Raw genomic sequence first — 16,400 nt, 5'->3', positions numbered from 1 at the left:
TATAAAGACTATCGCTTTTCCGTGGCTCCCATGATGGATTGGAGCGAAACGTTAAGTGTTTCAAAGCGCGGTTGGCGCGGATCGCGTTGGCGGTGAAAAGCTGTTGAAGATCCAGCTTCAAGTACGCTGGAAGCGACCGTAAGTCCCTTTGTGAAAGACGAGCGGACTGCACGCCATCTCGTCGCCCGTGAGCACCTCGCCCAGGATAATGTCGTGGTCCCCCGCTTTGTGGACCGCCGCGACCCGGCAGCAGAGCTGTGCGGCGGCCCCTTGGAGGAGCGGCAGTCCGTCGGTGCTGAACGCTACAGGGAGATCGTGGAAACGGTGGTTGAGCTTCGCCGTGAAGCGGGCGGACACTTCGGATTGATGCTGGCCAAGAATGTTCACGGAAAACAGCCCGCGATTGCGGATCGCCGCGCCCGTCGCGCTGCCTTCGTTGGTGCAGAACAGCAGCATGCACGGCTTCAGAGATACCGAGGTAAGCGAGTTGACCGTGGCGCCGAACAGCTCGCCGCCAAACTCCGTCGCGACTACGGCGACGCCGGTGGCAAAGCTGCCCATCACCGAGCGGAAGCGCATGGGATCAATGGTCTGCACGTTCATGCCGTTACGGCTCCTTGCCGCGGCGCCGGAGCGGCTTTCGTACCGCTCCGGCGCATCCGTCATTTCTTCATCATGTGGTAGCTCAACTCGCCAGGGTCCGTCAGATCAGGCACCTTCCAGCCGTCGAGGTCGTATTCGGCCATGCAGTCTTCGGCAAAACCCTTGAAGCGGTCGGCGTTGCCGGAGGCCTGCGCGCCGAACAGGCAGTAGCGGCGGATTTCTTCCGTCGAGCCGCCATAGTTGATCTCGTAGAGTTCGTGGCGACCGCCGAACTCGCTGCCGATGCAGTCCCACAGCAGCTTGAGCAGCTTGACGCGCTCCTCGGCCTTGTAGCCGTTGGAGCCGCGCAAGTAGCGATCGAGATAGGGGCGGATCTCGGCGTTCCTGAAATCGCTGGAATGGCTGTTGAGATAGATCAGGCCGGAGGCCACCGTCTGCTCGATCAGGTACTTCACCTTGGTGTAGGCCATGGTGGCGATGATCTGGTAGGCGTTGCCCGGATCCATGTTCGGCAGCACATAGTCGCCGATCCACGGCTTGGGATCCCTGACCATCGCATCCGACAGGCTCCAGAACAGATTGCGCCAGGCGATGACCTCGCCGACATTGGCCTGCACGCCGCGATAATCCTTGGTGCCGGCGGCCTCCGTCGCCTTCAGCAAGAGACCGCTGATGAAGTCGAGCTTGACCGCAAGCCGCGTGCAGCCATGCACGACGAAGCGCGGTAAAAAGCCGGTGCGCGGGAAGAAATTGTTGGCCTTCTCGATGTCGCCATAAACGAACACGTTCTCCCAGGGCACCAGCACCTTGTCCATGATGAACACCGCGTCGTTCTCGTCGAGCCGGCTCGAGATCGGATAGTCGAACGGGCTGCCCATCACGCTCGCGCTCATCTCATACGAGGTGCGGCAGATGAATTTGACGCCGGGCGCATTCGTCGGGACCATGAACACGGCGGCGAACTTCTTGTCCTGCAGCGGAATCAGGCCGTGGTGGGCGACGAAGGTGTAGTTGGTCAGCACCGATCCCGTCGCCACTACTTTTGCACCCGACACGATCAGGCCGGCGTCGGTTTCCTTCTCGACATGGCAGCAGACATCCGCAACCTCGTTCGGCGGACGGTCGCGATCGACCGGCGGATGGATGATGGCGTGGTTGATGAAGGGCACGCGCTCCTGCGAAAATTTGTACCAGCGCTTTGCGTTGTCCTGGTACGGATCGTAGAAGTCGGAGTTGGCGCCCAACGTCGCGAGGAAGGCCGCCTTGTAGTCGGGCGCGCGGCCCATCCAGCCATAGGTGATCTTGGCCCATTCGGCGATCGCATCGCGCCCGGCGATCAGATCCTGCATCGACTTCGGCGCCTTGAAGAAGGCGTGCGTCACGCTGCCGTTGCCGGTGTCGGTCGGCAGCAACAGCTTGTCCTTGCGCTTGTCGTCGTGCAGCGCGTCGTAGAGACGGGCGGTCATGCGCGCGGTGTTACGGAAGGCCGGGTGCGTGGTGACGTCCTTGACCCGCTCGCCATAGATGTAGACGGCGCGGTCGTCGCGCAGCGACTCCAGGTATTCAGCGCCAGTCTGCGGCCTCGTCACTTTGACGTTGCCCGTGTGCTCCGGCGGGATTGCCGCTGCCTTGCCAGCCATCGCATCATCTCCCCATCTATGTTCGATTATCGAACTAGTGTCCGTATTCCGAACTTGGCGAAACGATACGGCTGGCCCTCGCAGTTGGCAAGGGGAGGGTGCGGATCACACAGTCATCGCGGAGAGCAGCTCGGCAATGCGATTGAGCTCGGGGAGAAAATGCTCGCGCATTTCGTTGCGCGTCGTGCGCGTCGAGTGCGTCGACAGATTGATGGCGCCGACCGCCTGGCCGCTGCGGTCGAGCACCGGGACGGCGAGGGCGCGCAGGCCGCGCTCGAGCTCTTCGTCGATGATTGAGAATCTCTGGGCTCGATCGGCGCGGATGCGATCGAACAGCGCCTGGAGGTCGGTGATGGTCTGCGGGGTGTAGGCCTCGATACGCTGCGACTTCAGCCGCCGCCAGATCTCGGCCTCGTCGAGATACCCGAACATGATCCGCCCGAGCGCGGTGTGCAACGCCGGCAGGCGGCTGCCAACCGACAGTGCCGCCGACATGATTCTGCGGGCCGGGACGCGCGCGACATAGACGATGTCATTGCCTTGCAGGATCGCCGCCGAGCAGGATTCGCCGAGCCGCTCGCTGAGCTCGCGCATCAGCGGCAGCGCGCGATCAATCCAGCTTTGGGTCGAGAGATAGGCAAAGCCGAGATCGAGAATCTTCGGCGACAGCGAAAACGACCGGCCATCCTGTTCGACATAACCGAGCTGGGTCAGCGTGCGCAGCACGCGGCGCGCTGTGGCGCGTGACAGGTCGGTGACCTCCGCCGCTTCCGACAAGGTCATGGTTGGTCGCTGCCGGCCGAACGCGCAGAGAACCGCAAGGCCCTTGGCGAGCGTCATCATGAATTCTTTGTCGTCAGCTTCACCCTTGTGGGGTTGCGGAGCTTGCGTCATCGGGCGGCTGTTGACTCCCTTCGGTCTCTGGAAGACACTGGTCGGCATACGAACGTATGTTCGAATATCGAACGCCGGCCCGTGTGTCAATCGATCCACGATGGGAATCCGGCGCATCCAGAGGGGAGGACGCGCAGATGACCTGCCACAAGATCAGCTCGACTCATCGTCATTCCATCGACCGCCGTACGCTCCTGAAATACTCCGCCGCGGCCGGCGCCGCGCTGTCGGTCGGATTGAAGTCGCCGGCGATCGCGCAAACGCGCGCGATCAAGCTCGGCTATGTTTCGCCGCTCACCGGGCCGCTCGCCGCCTTCGCGGAAGCCGACAATTTCATCATCGCCAACTTCGAGGAAGCGGCGAAAGCGGGGATCAAGGTCGGCAACGCCACCGTGCCGGTCGAGGTCGTCGTCAAGGACAGCCAATCCAATCCGAACCGCGCCGCAGAAGTTGCCAAGGACCTGATCGTCCAGGACAAGGTCGATCTGATGCTGGTGGCTTCGACGCCGGAGACCACCAACCCGGTCTCGACCCAGTGCGAGATCGAGGAGGTGCCTTGCATCTCCACCGTTGCGCCGTGGCAGCCCTGGTTCATCGGCCGCCAGGCCAATCCCGGCGGCGGACCGCCAGCATGGAAGGGCTTCAACTACACTTACCACTTCTTCTGGGGGCTCGAGGACGTCATCGCCGTCTTCACCAACATGTGGAGTCAGGTTGCGACCAACAAATCCGTCGGCGGGCTGTTTCCGAACGACGGCGACGGCAATGCCTGGGGCGACAAGGTCGTCGGCTTCCCGCCGGTGCTAGACAAGGGCGGCTACAAGCTCACCGATCCCGGCCGCTACCAGAATCTCACCGACAATTTTTCGGCGCAGATCGGTGCATTCAAGTCGGCCAATTGCGAGATCGTCACCGGCGTGGTGCTGCCGCCGGATTTCACCACGTTCTGGAAGCAGGCGTTGCAGCAGGGCTTCAAGCCGAAGGTCGCATCCATCGGCAAGGCGATCCTGTTCCCCGTCGCCGTCGAGGCGCTCGGCAAGGACGGCAACAATCTCTCTTCGGAGGTCTGGTGGTCGCCGAACCATCCCTTCAAGTCGTCGCTCACAGGCATGAGCGCGAAAGATCTCGCCGCCGCCTACCAGGCTGCGACCAAGAAGCAGTGGACGCAGCCAATCGGTTTTGCGCACGCACTGTTCGAAGTTGCCGTCGATGTGCTCAAGCGGACGCCGGCGCGCGAGCCAAAGGCAATTGCTGCAACCATTGCAGCGACCAATCTCGATACGGTCGTCGGCAAGGTGCAGTGGGGCGGCGCAGATCTGCCACCATTCGCCGCCAAGAATGTCGCCAAGACGCCGCTGGTCGGCGGCCAGTGGCGGTTCAAGGACGGCAAGTATGATATCGTCATCACCGATAACAAGACGGCGCCGGTGATCCCCGTCGGCGGCCAGATGGAGGCCATCGCGTGATCGCGCTGGCGCTTTGACGTCTCATGCTGCTGGAAGTCGCCGGCCTAAAGAAAAGTTTCGGCTCGATCGTCGTTGCCGACGCCCTCGATCTTGCGATCGAGCCTGGCGAGGCAGTTGGCATCATCGGGCCGAACGGTGCGGGCAAGACCACGCTGTTCAACCTGATTGCCGGCAACCTTGCACCCGAGGCAGGCTACATCCGCTTCGATGGTCGGGATCTCGCGAGCATCTCGCCGCAGGGGCGCTGCCGGGCCGGCATCGGCCGTACCCATCAGATCCCGCAGCCGTTCGAGAAGCTCACCGTGTTCGAGAATCTTCTGGTCGGGGCGGTCTACGGACGCCGGAGTTCCGAGCGCCAAGCCGCGCAATATTGTGGCGAGATCCTCGGCCGGCTTGGTCTGCTCAAGCGGGCCAATTCTCTCGCAGGCTCCTTGACGCTACTGGAGCGCAAGCGTCTCGAGATGGCCCGCGCCCTCGCTACCGCGCCACGGCTCTTGCTGCTCGACGAGATCGCAGGGGGCTTGACCGAAGGCGAATGCAGCGAGCTCGTCACTACGATTAACGACATCCGCAAGACCGGCGTCGCGATCCTATGGATCGAGCATATCGTGCACGCCCTGCTTGCCGTGGTCGATCGGCTGGTAGTGCTTAATTTCGGCCGCAAGATCGCGGCAGGCTTGCCGCGCGAGGTGATGCAGCGGCCCGACGTGCATCAGATCTATATCGGTATCGAAGCGTGATGCATCCGCTCCTGGAAACCCGCCAACTCAAGGCCTTCTACGGCGACTTCCAGGCGCTCTTCGGCATCGACATGACCCTCGATGCCGGCGAGACCGTCGCCATCATCGGCGCCAACGGAGCAGGGAAGTCGACCTTCCTCAAGGCGATCGCAGGCCTCATTCACGGTGAGGCCGACAACGTCTTGCTCGACGGCACGCCGATCGGCGCGCGCTCGGCGTCCGATATTGTCAGGCTCGGGGTAGCCCTCGTGCCGGAAGGCCGGCGGCTGTTTCCCTCGCTTACCGTCGAGGAGAATCTCCTGATCGGCGACTACGGCTGCAAGGTCCCGGGCCCGTGGACGCTGGACCGCGTCTATGCGCTGTTTCCGGTACTCAGGGAGCGGCGCCATTCGGCGACGCCGGCCTTGTCGGGAGGCCAGCAGCAGATGGTCGCGATCGGCCGCGCCCTGATGTCCAATCCGCGCGTGCTGCTCTGCGACGAGATCAGCCTTGGCCTGGCGCCGATCATCATCGCCGGCATCTATGCCGGCCTGCCGCAGATCAAGGCGGAAGGCACCAGCGTCGTGCTGGTCGAGCAGGACATCGTGCAGGCGATGAAGGTTGCCGATCGCGTTTACTGTTTCCAGGAGGGCCGGCTATCGCTCACCGGCCGCCCGCGCGATCTTACACGCGAGCAGATCCACCGGGCCTATTTTGGCGCATGACATGACCAGCTGGCTCGACGCATTGATTCAAGGCGTGCTGCTCGGCGGCCTCTACGCCCTGTTCGCGGCGGGGCTGTCGCTGATGTTCGGTGTAATGCGGCTGGTCAATCTCGCGCATGGCGATCTTATCGTGTTGGCCGCCTTCGTAATCCTCTTTCTCGCAGCAAAGCTCGGTCTCGATCCCTTCGTCGCGGTGCTGGTCGCGCTTCCCATCGTGTTCGTCGCCGGTTTTGCACTCCAGTACGTGCTGCTGAACCGCACCCTCGGTCGCGATCTCTTGCCGCCGCTGCTCGTGACCTTCGGGCTCTCGATCATCATCGAGAACGGGCTGCTGCAGCTCTTCTCCGCCGACAGCCAGCGCCTGCGCTCAGGGGCAATCGAGACGGCATCGATCCCGCTCGGCGGCGGCATCGCGATCGGTGTCGTGCCCCTGCTCACGCTGCTGTCGGCAATCGCAGTGATCGTGCTTCTCAATCTGATCTTCTACCGCACGCCGATCGGCCGCGCCTTCCGCGCGACGTCGGACGATCTCGAAGTGGCGCAGCTCATGGGCATCGATCACAAGCGCATCTTTGCGATAGCGATGGGGCTTGGCTTCGTCGTGACCACGATTGCGGCGCTTTATCTCGGGCTGCGCGCGAATTTCGATCCCACTATAGGGCCCGCGCGTCTGCTCTATGCTTTCGAGGCCGTGATCATTGGCGGCCTCGGCAGCTTCTGGGGGACGCTCGCCGGCGGCATCGTGCTCGGGCTCGCGCAGACCATCGGCGCGCGCATCGATCCGGAGTGGCAGATTTTGGCAGGCCATCTCGCCTTCCTCGTGGTTCTCGTCATCAAGCCGCGCGGCCTGTTTCCCCGGGCACAGGATTGAATGTGATGGACGAAGCATCGAGCCGTCCGGTGCAGACGTTCCGCATCAAGACCGTTGGCCGCGCGTCGCACGCTGCCTTGGTCGTCGTCACCGTCGCTCTGCTGGCGTTGGCGCTGCTTCCGGTGTTTGCGGGGCGCACCCTGATCCAGGACCTGATCTTCCTGTACTATATGCTTGCGCTGGCGCAGTGCTGGAATCTGCTGGCCGGCTATGCCGGCCTGATCTCGGTCGGCCAGCAAGCCTTTGTCGGGCTCGGCGGCTATATCCTGTTTGCGCTCACGCTGACCGGCGGCCTCAATCCCGTGCTTGCCATTCCGATCGCCGGCTTGGTCTCGGCGCTGTTCGCGTTTCCGACTGCGCTGGTCGTGTTCCGCCTGCGCGGCGCCTATTTCGCGATCGGCACCTGGGTCGTCGCCGAGGTCTATCGGCTTGCCTTCGCGCAAGTGAAACCGCTCGGTGGCGGTACCGGAACGTCACTCACGCCGTCCATCACCTCGTCCGCATACGGCATTGAATGGGTCAAGACCCTGCTTGACGTGCGCACACCGGCGGCGCGCGACATCGTCTCTTACTGGCTCGCCTTGGCATTGGTGGCAGGAACGCTTGCTGCCGTCTATTTCATGCTTCGCTCGCGCCGCGGTCTTGCGCTCGGTGCGATCCGTGACCACGAGACGGCCGCCGCGAGCCTTGGTGTCGACATCTATCGCATCAAGCTCGCCGTCTACGTCGCAACCGCTGCCATGACCGGCATGATCGGCGCCCTGATCTATCTGCAGAAGGCGCGCATCTCGCCCGACGCTGCCTTCTCGGTGCTGGACTGGACCGCCTACGTCATCTTCATCGTGGTTATCGGTGGCATCGGTACGATGGAAGGCCCGTTCATCGGCGCTATCATCTTGTATTTGATGCAGCACTACTTGGCCGATTTCGGCGCCTGGTATCTCATTCTGCTTGGCGCGCTCGGCATCCTCGTCATGCTGCTTGCGCCGAAGGGGGTGTGGGGGCTCGTCTCGGAGCGCTTCGACCTCACGCTGTTTCCGACCCGGCGCCGGCTCGTCGTCGATGACGAGGAGCGACCAATCGCCTCAAAACGTCCCAAAATGCGTGAAACGTAGCAACGGAAACAATGTGGTCGGCTCGGGCGAGCATGCGATATTCGCTGTCGGTCGCAATTCGCGAACGTTGCTGAACGGGGTGGTGTCTCCAGTTATCCAGCGCGACTTGCTGGTCTGCGGCCGGCGGAAAGGCGGCCATGACGTGATGCGGGCGGGATGAAGTTTCTCCTAGCTGCAGCAGCATCATCTCCTCACCCACACCGTTCTGGAGTTCGATTTTCGCCTGCGGCCTGTTCATCTGTAGCCCCCGCCGGACGTCTGAAGAGGGCAGGCGAGGAGAAAATGAGAGAACGCAGTTCCGATACTGCGAGTGCCGCCGGCCGATCATGTCTTGCGCCTATTTTCCTGGTAAGCGCCTATGGCAAGTTGGCGGCTGCAGAGAAGACCAAGGGCCTCATCGCTACCGCCGGCACTCCCCGGCCGGAATTGGTTTATTGGATATCCCCCCATATTTCTGCTAGTCGCCGCGCAACTCGTAGCTTGTGAGCGTAGGTTTGGAGGAGAGATCAACGATCGCAGCGCGGGTAAAGCTCATGCCGATCGAGATTGAGTTCAGAAAGAGAAGTGCGGTCAATTAGTTAGATCGTGACCTGAACCGAATGTCGGTATCGATGGCTGCGCCTCCGCGATTTGAACCTACTCGCCGACCATTTTGGGCGGCGACGGATCGCGCAGCGGTTGTTGGCGGACTATCGAGATCTGATGTTCCGGGTTAGGCTCCTCTCCAGTAAGAAAACTCCATAATTGTTTTGCATGCAAAATTACGATTTTGCGCGTCCGACGCGGCCACCTATGGCCTGGGTCGCGCGATTTGCGCTTTCCAGCAGCGCCTTCACCTGATCGCCCGTTGGCTCCCGGTTCATCGTTGCGCGCGTGCCCGCTCGCCCGCAGATCGACCGGTCTACTTCGCCTTCGATCTGCTTTGGCTGGATCTGCGCAACGAGCCGCAGATCGAGCAAAAAGGCTGCTGAAGGAGTTGATTGATCGGCACGAGTCCCGGCGCTTGGTTCCGGCAAGTTTCCTTTGAATGAATATCTGTCGCGCCGTTCGACTTCGAGATCGTCATATCCGGATGGAACTCGGATTCGCTCCCGCAGCCTTTCAAAGACCCTCATCTATCGTGCTCCGATCTATTCCCTGTGAGCTTCTCCCTCTTGGGAACCCGGCCGTCTTTGCGGCATCACAAAGAACGCCGCGGCGGTCCGGGTAAGATCATCCGCATGACGCCCGGTTCACGGCGGAATTTCTTCGCCGAGCCGGAAAGGGATGACGAAACGATCATGATCGGCGGCGGCATTTCCCGGTGGACGATGGCATACTTCGCAACGGCGCTGACCTGGCTGTTGGCCGCGCTCGCGCTGATGGTCGCAGGCATCGGCCATCCCGCAACGGACCTCGCTGCCCCGGACACGCTGGTTCTGGTGCATGTCGTCTGCATCGGCTGGTTGAGCCTGGCGATGTGTGGGGCGCTCTTCCAGTTCGTTCCCGTCCTTGTCGCCAAGCCGCTCTTCTCCGAAGGACTGGTCTTGCCGGCGTTGGGGTTGTTGACGGCGGGGCTAGTCGCCTTGCTCGCCGGATTCATGGCACTAGGTGGCCGCCTGCCTTCGGCTCCCTGGCTTCTGCCGCTTGGAGCGGTATTGCTGGTCGCAGGTTTCGGCCTCGTCGTGATCAATCTCGGTGTGACCGCGTGGTTGCGGCCGACCGGTCCGGCGCGCTTCGTCCTGGTCGGCCTGGCGTCTCTTTGCGCGACCGCGGCATTCGGTACGGTGTTCGCGTTCGCACTCGCCGGATGGGCTGGGCCGACCGGCGACGCCGTCTTGGCGCGGGCCGTCCCGCTGCATGCCATCGCCGGACTCGGCGGCTGGCTGACGTTGACGGCGATGGGTGTCAGCTACCGATTGCTCTCGATGTTCATGCTAGCGCCCGAGGTCGAAGATCGGCAGAGCCGCCTCACGCTCGCGGCCGGCGCGCTCGCCGTCGTCACGACCGTGGGCGGCGGAGCGGTGACGATCGGATTTGCGATGGGGCAGAATGTCGTGCTGTCGGTCGCCGCGATTTTCGGCTTGTCTTGCGCCGCTCTCTACGGGCGGGATCTCGCAGGTATCTTCCGGGATCGGAAGCGGCAACTCGAGCTCAATACGCGGATGGCTATCTTGTCTTTCGCAAGCCTGGCAGGGGCAGCGGTGCTGGGTATCGCGCTCGTTTCGATGGGAACGCTGACGTCGCATTCGGGCGCGTTCGTCTTTCTGGCGGTGTTCGGCTGGCTGTCCGGTTTGGTGCTCGCCAAACTCTACAAGATCATCGCGTTTCTCACCTGGCTCGAGACCTATGGCCCGGTGATGGGGCGCGCGCCGACGCCGCGCGTTCAGGATCTGGTCACCGAGAGCAGGGCTACGAAGTGGTTCGCCATCTACCACCTGTCCGTCTGGACAGGAACGCTGGCCCTTCTGGCGCAGGAGCCGAATGCCTTTCGGGTGACCGCGGCCGCGATGACCGTGGGCGTCGTCGGCATCGTGCACGAAATCATCCGGATCCGGCGGTTGGAAGACGTCGCGCCGCCGCTGCGTCTGCCCGCGGGCGCAGCCGCGCCCCACCTCTTATTCGCCAAGTCCTGAGGAGATAGCCATGACCGCCTACATCGATGTCGACGTCCGTCCGATCCTGCGCACGGGAGGCGAACCATTTTCGCTCATTATGGCCGCGCTTGCGCGTCTGGAACAAGGGCAGGGGCTCCGCCTGTTCGCGACCTTCAAGCCGGTCCCGCTGTTTGCAGTGATGGCCGACAAAGGCTTCGCCCATTCGGCCAGAGAGATGGATGGCGGCGAATGGGAGGTCCTATTCACGCCCGCAGCAGCGAAGACGGAAAGGGTTTCGGCCCCGTCGGGCGATTTTGATTTCGGCGCCTGGCCCGCCCCAGGAATCCAGCTGGACAACCGCGACCTGGAGCCGCCGGAGCCGATGGTTCGAATCCTCGCCGCCGCCGACGAGCTCGGCCCGGGCGAGACGCTTTCTGCCCTTCTGCGACGTGAGCCGGTCTTTCTGTTTCCGCAGCTCGAAAGGCGCGGCTTCCGCTGGCTCGGCGGATTTACTCCGGACGGGGGCACCTACGAACTCACGGTGAGGGCGCCGTCGCCATGACAGACCAACTCGTTGAACGAGTCCGCGACGCGTTGCGCGTCGTGATCGATCCGGAGCTTGGCGAAAACATCGTCGATCTCGGCTTCGTCTACGACGTCGCGGTCGCCGGCGGGACCGTCCGCATCACCATGACAGCAACAACGCCCGGATGCCCAGCGACCTCATTCCTGAAGGATGGGGCGCAAACGGCCGCGTCTGCCGTTCCAGGGGTCGTTTCCGCCGACGTAACGATGACATTCGAACCGCCCTGGACCCCTTCCTTGATCGAGCCGACGGTCAGGGCCTCGCTCGGCTTCGCCGCTATCAACTGAAGGCCCAACATGGCGATCACCATCGAGATCAATCATGCGAAAACGAGGGCTAAGGCCACGGCGGCAGCCGGCCTGCCGGTGGTGCCGCAGGCTGTCAGGGGGCCAATTCGACGGCTGAAATGGGTCATCTTGTTGCTGACGCTCTCAATCTACTACGTCACGCCGTTTCTGCGATGGGATCGCGGCCCCCACGCGCCCCATCAGGCCGTTCTGCTCGATTTCGCGAACGGGCGTCTCTACGCATTCTTCGTCGAGATCTGGCCGCAGGACCTCTATCTCGTCACGGGTCTGTTGGTGCTCGCTTCGACGATCCTGATCCTCACGAATGCGTTGGCCGGCCGCCTATGGTGCGGGTTTGCTTGTCCCCAGACGGTCTGGACCGACCTGTTTCTGCTCGTCGAGCGCTTGATCGAAGGCGACAGGCGCCAGCGTTTGAAGAACATCGGCGCGCCCCTGACGGTAAAGCGGGCCGCTCAGATCGTAGCTAAGCATTTCGGATGGCTGGTGATCTCCCTGGCGACAGGAGGGACGCTAATCTTCTATTTCACGGACGCACCGGATCTGCTGCGCGGCATCGTCTCCGGAGACGTGTCGGCCAACGCGCTCACCTGGATGGCGGTGTTCGCTGGCACGACATACGGCCTGGCCGGTTTCGCGCGCGAGCAGGTCTGCACCTTCATGTGCCCATGGCCGCGCCTGCAGGGCGCGATTTGGGATCCTGAAGCCTATACCGTGAACTACCGCGACTACCGCGGCGAGCAGCGGACTTCGGCGAAGAAGGCAGCCGAACTGCGTCTCCGCGGCGAGCGCGCAGGCGATTGCGTCGATTGCGGACAGTGCGTCGCGGTTTGTCCGATCGGGATCGACATCCGCGAAGGCCCGAATTTCGCCTGCATCAACTGTGGCCTTTGCGTCGACGCATGCGACGCGGTGATGACGAAGCTCGGCCGAACACGCGGGCTGATCGACTACGAAAGCTGGGAGAACATCGAGCGGGGCCGTCGCAATGAGGCGCCAGTCAACCGTCTGGCGCGGCCAAAGACCATCGGGCTGACCGCTGCCTGCGTTGTCCTGGCGGGCGCCATCGGCGTTGCCTTCGCAACCAAGACGACGGCGAAATTGTCGGTCGAGCACGATCGCGACCCGGTTGCAGTCCGCCTGTCCGACGGCTCACTACGCAATGCCTATACCGTAAAGCTGCTCAACAAGTCGTCGAGCCCGCACCGGTACACACTGTCCGTCGGCGGTGTCGATGCAGTGTTGTCCATCGTCGGTTATGACCGGCCCGCCCCCATCGAAGTTGCGCCTGATGCATCGGAATCGCTGAGAGTGACCTTGACGGCGGCTGAGGGTCGGGAGGGCGACGTCGTATTCACGGCGCGAGACGAAACGGGTGATACGGTGCTTTCGGCCAAGGACAGATTCCTCGAACGTTAAGTCCCGTCACGCCGGACCGACTGAAGTGGCGGGACAACGCGTGTGGTGGCGCGTGTGGTCTCCAGGGCAATGGTGCTTTCGTCAGGCGGACAAAGATCGAAGCCATGCAAGACGGGCGATCGATCGGCCGGCGAGAGTTTGGAGAGTTTCGAGGTGGGCGGCGTTAGAAGGTGCCTCCGCTCCTTCCAGATAGGCATCTGTCAGCGCCTCGGCGATCGTCTCGGCATCTCGCTGCTCCAGGCTGGCTGGAAATCGCCCGTATCCGTCCGCCTGTCCCGACATCGACTGCGCTTCGTTCGCGAGTTCGCGAATCCTTGCAGCCTGCACCGGATCGAGGGCGCCTTCCAATTGCAGGAGGCGGTCGGCCAACCGGCGTTCCAGGATGCCGGCATCGATTCGCTCAACCGGCGCCTTGCTCGGGTGTGCCGCATCAGGTTCCTCCCGGTAGGCCCGCCGGCGCGCCTTACGCAAGATGGCCACGTGGCCGAGTTCTTCGCTCGCCATCGCCTCCGCGGCCGTCTTGATCTCGGGATCGTCGGTGAACGCCGCCAAGTACGACCAGAACGCAAAGGCGCGCTCCTCATTGCGCACAGCCATTGCCAGCGCGCGATACGGCGTCAGCAGCTTCGAAGCCTTGATTTCGGCTATGGCGTCGCTGTCGAAGGTCTTAGGCGCCTCCCAGCGAACGAGGGAGGGATCGGGGAGCTTGCCTCGCCGCGAATGCGACCAACGCTGCACGCTGTCGACGTGTTCGCGTTCCGCCGCCGCAAGATCGGTGAAAACGGCGGCCAACTCGCCGCGCTCTTGACGTCGCATCTCGTCGGCGAGTTCGCCGTACTTGGTGGCCGCTTCCTGCTCCATCGCATTGGCGACCGCGAACAGTTCGTCGAGCGACAGCAAGGTCCCTGCAGGTTCGGCCTTCAAGAGCATTGTTCGCAACAAAGGCATGATCATTTCCTTCGCTGTTTGTTGCAGCGCAAATTTCGAGATCCTTCCTGTCGCTAAATAACCTCTCTTGATGCAGATCAACTTGCGTTGGCTCAATCTGTATCAACTTGCGTTAGCTCAATCCGCCGTCCCATCCGGCGTCAACGGCGATCCCGGGACATCAAACATTCAAGATTCGGTGGAGTACGCCGCTTCGGCAGGCGTTCCACTTTGAGGTACTCCATGGCCGGGAGTCTTTTCGCCGCCAGACGACCTGCGCTTACAGTCGCATGCGCTGCCATTCTCGCGATCTGCGCGATCGTGTGGGCACATGCAGCGCATGCGGCCGGCGATCTTACCAGCTATCTGCCGAAGATCGCGCCCGCCGATTTCTTTCCGGACGCCGACCGGTTCGGTCCGCCGCAGGGAGATCCGCCAATCGTTCCAGTCTACCGCGGCGACCAGTTGCAGGGATTTGTCTATCTCAATTCCCAGTTCGCCAACGCGACGGGCTATTCCGGCAAACCGATCCAGCTTCTGATCGGCATCGATACAAAGGGCGTGCTCAAGGGACTGAAACTCGTTGAGCACAAGGAGCCGATCGTGCTCGTCGGCATCCCGGAGAAGCGCATTCTCGACGCTGTCAACAAGCTGATCGGCGTCGACATGGGCGAGGTGGCGCGCGGCGCCGCGCCGACGCCCCCAGTCGACATCGTCAGCGGCGCAACGGTGACAGTCCTGGTGATCGGCGACAGTATCGTCCGTTCTGCGACCAAGTTGATCAAGAGCGGCCGGCTAGGCGTGCAAGGCGGTGCAGCCACCAGCGCACCTCCGCAAGCGTCGAAAGCGGTCGATGAGGGAAAAAGCGAGGTTCGCGACTGGCACAGCCTCGTCGGCGATGGCTCGGTCCGACGCCTGTTCCTCTCGGTCGCGGATATCAACAAGGCGTTCGAACACGCAAACAACGCCGCCGCAGTCGCGCATCCGGAGGAGGGCGATCCCGACGATACGTTCATCGATCTGTATGTCGCTGATGTCGCCGTTCCCACAATCGGACGCAGTCTGCTGGGGGACGACGGCTACCAACGTCTCGTCGGACGGCTGAAGCCAGGGCAGCAGGCGCTTGTCGTCGCGGGATCCGGCCGCTACTCGTTCAAGGGAGCGGCCTACGTCCGCGGCGGAATCTTCGACCGCATCGAACTGATCCAGGAGACGAACAGCGTTCGCTTCCGCGACCGCGATCATACCCGGCTGGGCAATCTTGCCGCCGAGGGCGCCCCAGATTTTCCCGAAATCGCTCTGTTCACGGTTCCTCCCGAGCTCGCGCTCGATCCGACGGAGCCGTGGACGCTGGAGCTTCTGGTTCAGCGGGTGGTCGGGGCCCGGGACAAGGCCTTGGTCACCTTTGATCTGGGCTACACGCTTCCCGAGATTTACCTGAAGCGGCAGCCGCCGCCTCAGGCTGTGCAGACCGCGCCGGCGAAGCTATCGGCGGCTTCGGCCGCAGAGACCCGCCAAGTCGGCACGCCGCCGGCGCCGTCCGACGAAGAGCCGCTGTGGATGCGGATCTGGCGAGCCAACACCGTCAAGATCGCACTTGCCGTCGTCGCACTGGGCGCTCTCACGCTGATCTTCTTCTTTCAGAATTTCCTTGTCCGCCGCCCGGCCGTCTACGTCTGGGTTCGTCGTGGCTACCTGCTCTTCATCCTGGTCTGGCTGGGCTGGTATGCGAACGCTCAGCTCTCGGTCGTCAATGTCCTGACCTTCGCCAACTCGCTGTTGACTGGGTTCAGTTGGGAATACTTCCTGTCTGCTCCGTTGATCTTCATTCTCTGGGCCTCGATCGCCGCTGGCCTGCTGTTCTGGGGGCGCGGTCCGTTCTGCGGTTGGCTCTGCCCTTTCGGCGCCTTGCAGGAATTGCTCAACAATCTGGCGCAAGCGCTCAAAGTCCCGCAGTACCGCGTGCCCTGGGGCCTTCACGAACGGCTTTGGCCAATCAAGTACATCATCTTCCTCGGTCTGTTCGGCATGTCGCTCTACTCCACCGCGTTCGCCGAGCAACTTGCCGAGGTCGAGCCGTTCAAGACCTCGATCATCCTGAAATTCGCGCGCGAGTGGCCGTTCGTCGTCTACGCCCTGACACTGCTCTCGCTAGGCCTTTTCGTAGAGCGGTTCTTCTGCCGCTACATGTGTCCGCTTGGCGCGGCGCTGGCGATTCCTGGTCGCATCCGCATGTTCGAGTGGCTGCGGCGTTGGCCGGAATGCGGCTCGCCGTGTCAGCGTTGCGCCAATGAGTGCCCGGTGCAGGCGATCCATCCGGAGGGCCACATCAACGTCAACGAGTGCATCTACTGCATGCATTGTCAGGAACTCTATTTCGACGACCACCGCTGTCCGCACATGATCCAGGTGCGGCTGAAGCGGGAGAAACGTCAGGCGATGTCGTCGCCGTCAATGCGTTCCGGCGGCAAAGGCCCCGCGACCGTGATTACCGTCGGCGGAAAGCCGGTCAAGGGGCCGACCGCCGATCCCATCACTCCACCTGCCATCTGAA

15 protein-coding genes are annotated in these 16,400 nt (G+C 62.7%); 10 read left to right on the top strand and 5 right to left on the bottom strand.

All coding sequences use genetic code 11. From position 1 onward, the window contains the following. Window positions 1-117: 117 nt before the first annotated feature. The 3 genes from Q0687_RS01805 to Q0687_RS01795 form a co-directional block, all read right to left on the bottom strand. Complete coding sequence (locus Q0687_RS01805) at window positions 118-603, bottom strand: flavin reductase family protein (protein WP_298871403.1); 486 nt, start codon at window positions 601-603, stop codon at window positions 118-120. A 59-nt stretch (window positions 604-662) separates the two neighbouring features. Beyond that, the gene (locus Q0687_RS01800) at window positions 663-2,243 is read right to left on the bottom strand and encodes a 4-hydroxyphenylacetate 3-hydroxylase N-terminal domain-containing protein (protein WP_298871402.1); all 1,581 of its coding nucleotides are present in this window, start codon (window positions 2,241-2,243) and stop codon (window positions 663-665) included. Between the two features lie 105 nt (window positions 2,244-2,348). Next, window positions 2,349-3,086 carry an IclR family transcriptional regulator C-terminal domain-containing protein gene (locus tag Q0687_RS01795; RefSeq protein WP_298871400.1) on the bottom strand — a complete coding sequence of 246 codons (738 nt, stop codon included), beginning with the start codon at window positions 3,084-3,086 and terminating at the stop codon, window positions 2,349-2,351. 188 nt (window positions 3,087-3,274) lie between these two features. On the opposite strand from Q0687_RS01795, the gene Q0687_RS01790 reads away from it, so the two are divergent. Genes Q0687_RS01790 through Q0687_RS01770 form a run of 5 tightly spaced genes read left to right on the top strand, consistent with a single transcriptional unit; the run spans window position 3,275 to window position 8,033 of the window. Further along, on the top strand, window positions 3,275-4,603 hold the full coding sequence (locus tag Q0687_RS01790; protein WP_298871398.1) for an ABC transporter substrate-binding protein: 1,329 nt from the start codon (window positions 3,275-3,277) through the stop codon (window positions 4,601-4,603). A gap of 23 nt (window positions 4,604-4,626) precedes the next feature. After that, window positions 4,627-5,343 (top strand): ABC transporter ATP-binding protein, encoded by a 717-nt coding sequence (locus Q0687_RS01785; RefSeq protein ID WP_298871395.1) that lies wholly within the window; start codon window positions 4,627-4,629, stop codon window positions 5,341-5,343. Continuing rightward, window positions 5,343-6,047 carry an ABC transporter ATP-binding protein gene (locus Q0687_RS01780; protein ID WP_298871468.1) on the top strand — a complete coding sequence of 235 codons (705 nt, stop codon included), beginning with the start codon at window positions 5,343-5,345 and terminating at the stop codon, window positions 6,045-6,047. Before Q0687_RS01785 ends, Q0687_RS01780 begins: the two co-directional genes overlap by 1 nt. Window position 6,048: 1 nt before the next feature. Continuing rightward, window positions 6,049-6,918 carry a branched-chain amino acid ABC transporter permease gene (locus Q0687_RS01775; RefSeq protein WP_298871392.1) on the top strand — a complete coding sequence of 290 codons (870 nt, stop codon included), beginning with the start codon at window positions 6,049-6,051 and terminating at the stop codon, window positions 6,916-6,918. 5 nt (window positions 6,919-6,923) lie between these two features. Then, entirely contained in the window at window positions 6,924-8,033 is a 1,110-nt protein-coding gene (locus Q0687_RS01770) for a branched-chain amino acid ABC transporter permease (protein ID WP_298871389.1), read from the top strand. A gap of 761 nt (window positions 8,034-8,794) precedes the next feature. Here Q0687_RS01770 and Q0687_RS01765 read toward each other — a convergent pair. Then, window positions 8,795-9,148, bottom strand: coding sequence for a hypothetical protein (locus Q0687_RS01765; protein WP_298871386.1), 354 nt, complete (start codon window positions 9,146-9,148; stop codon window positions 8,795-8,797). A 165-nt stretch (window positions 9,149-9,313) separates the two neighbouring features. Here Q0687_RS01765 and Q0687_RS01760 point away from each other — a divergent pair, with 165 nt between their 5' ends. The 4 genes from Q0687_RS01760 to ccoG are packed head-to-tail and all read left to right on the top strand — an operon-like array spanning window position 9,314 to window position 12,919. Beyond that, a complete protein-coding gene (locus Q0687_RS01760; RefSeq protein WP_298871466.1) occupies window positions 9,314-10,648 on the top strand; it encodes a hypothetical protein in 1,335 nt (444 codons plus the stop codon). Between the two features lie 10 nt (window positions 10,649-10,658). Next, window positions 10,659-11,171 carry a DUF2249 domain-containing protein gene (locus Q0687_RS01755; protein WP_298871383.1) on the top strand — a complete coding sequence of 171 codons (513 nt, stop codon included), beginning with the start codon at window positions 10,659-10,661 and terminating at the stop codon, window positions 11,169-11,171. Beyond that, on the top strand, window positions 11,168-11,482 hold the full coding sequence (locus Q0687_RS01750) for a metal-sulfur cluster assembly factor (RefSeq protein WP_298871380.1): 315 nt from the start codon (window positions 11,168-11,170) through the stop codon (window positions 11,480-11,482). The genes Q0687_RS01755 and Q0687_RS01750 overlap by 4 nt, the downstream gene beginning before the upstream one ends. 9 nt (window positions 11,483-11,491) lie before the next feature. Then, window positions 11,492-12,919, top strand: a complete 1,428-nt coding sequence (gene ccoG / locus Q0687_RS01745; RefSeq protein WP_298871377.1) for a cytochrome c oxidase accessory protein CcoG — start codon at window positions 11,492-11,494, stop codon at window positions 12,917-12,919. Between the two features lie 81 nt (window positions 12,920-13,000). Here ccoG and Q0687_RS01740 read toward each other — a convergent pair whose 3' ends face one another. After that, the gene (locus Q0687_RS01740) at window positions 13,001-13,963 is read right to left on the bottom strand and encodes a ferritin family protein (protein ID WP_363323914.1); all 963 of its coding nucleotides are present in this window, start codon (window positions 13,961-13,963) and stop codon (window positions 13,001-13,003) included. A 126-nt stretch (window positions 13,964-14,089) separates the two neighbouring features. On the opposite strand from Q0687_RS01740, the gene Q0687_RS01735 reads away from it, so the two are divergent. After that, window positions 14,090-16,399, top strand: coding sequence for a NosR/NirI family protein (locus Q0687_RS01735; protein WP_298871375.1), 2,310 nt, complete (start codon window positions 14,090-14,092; stop codon window positions 16,397-16,399). The last annotated feature ends 1 nt before the right edge of the window (window position 16,400 follow it).

Origin of the sequence: uncultured Bradyrhizobium sp. (assembly GCF_936928535.1) — a bacterium.
Taxonomy (GTDB): domain Bacteria; phylum Pseudomonadota; class Alphaproteobacteria; order Rhizobiales; family Xanthobacteraceae; genus Bradyrhizobium.
The sequence above is the reverse complement of the archived record's forward strand: the minus strand, read 5'-3'. Positions and strand labels throughout refer to the sequence as shown.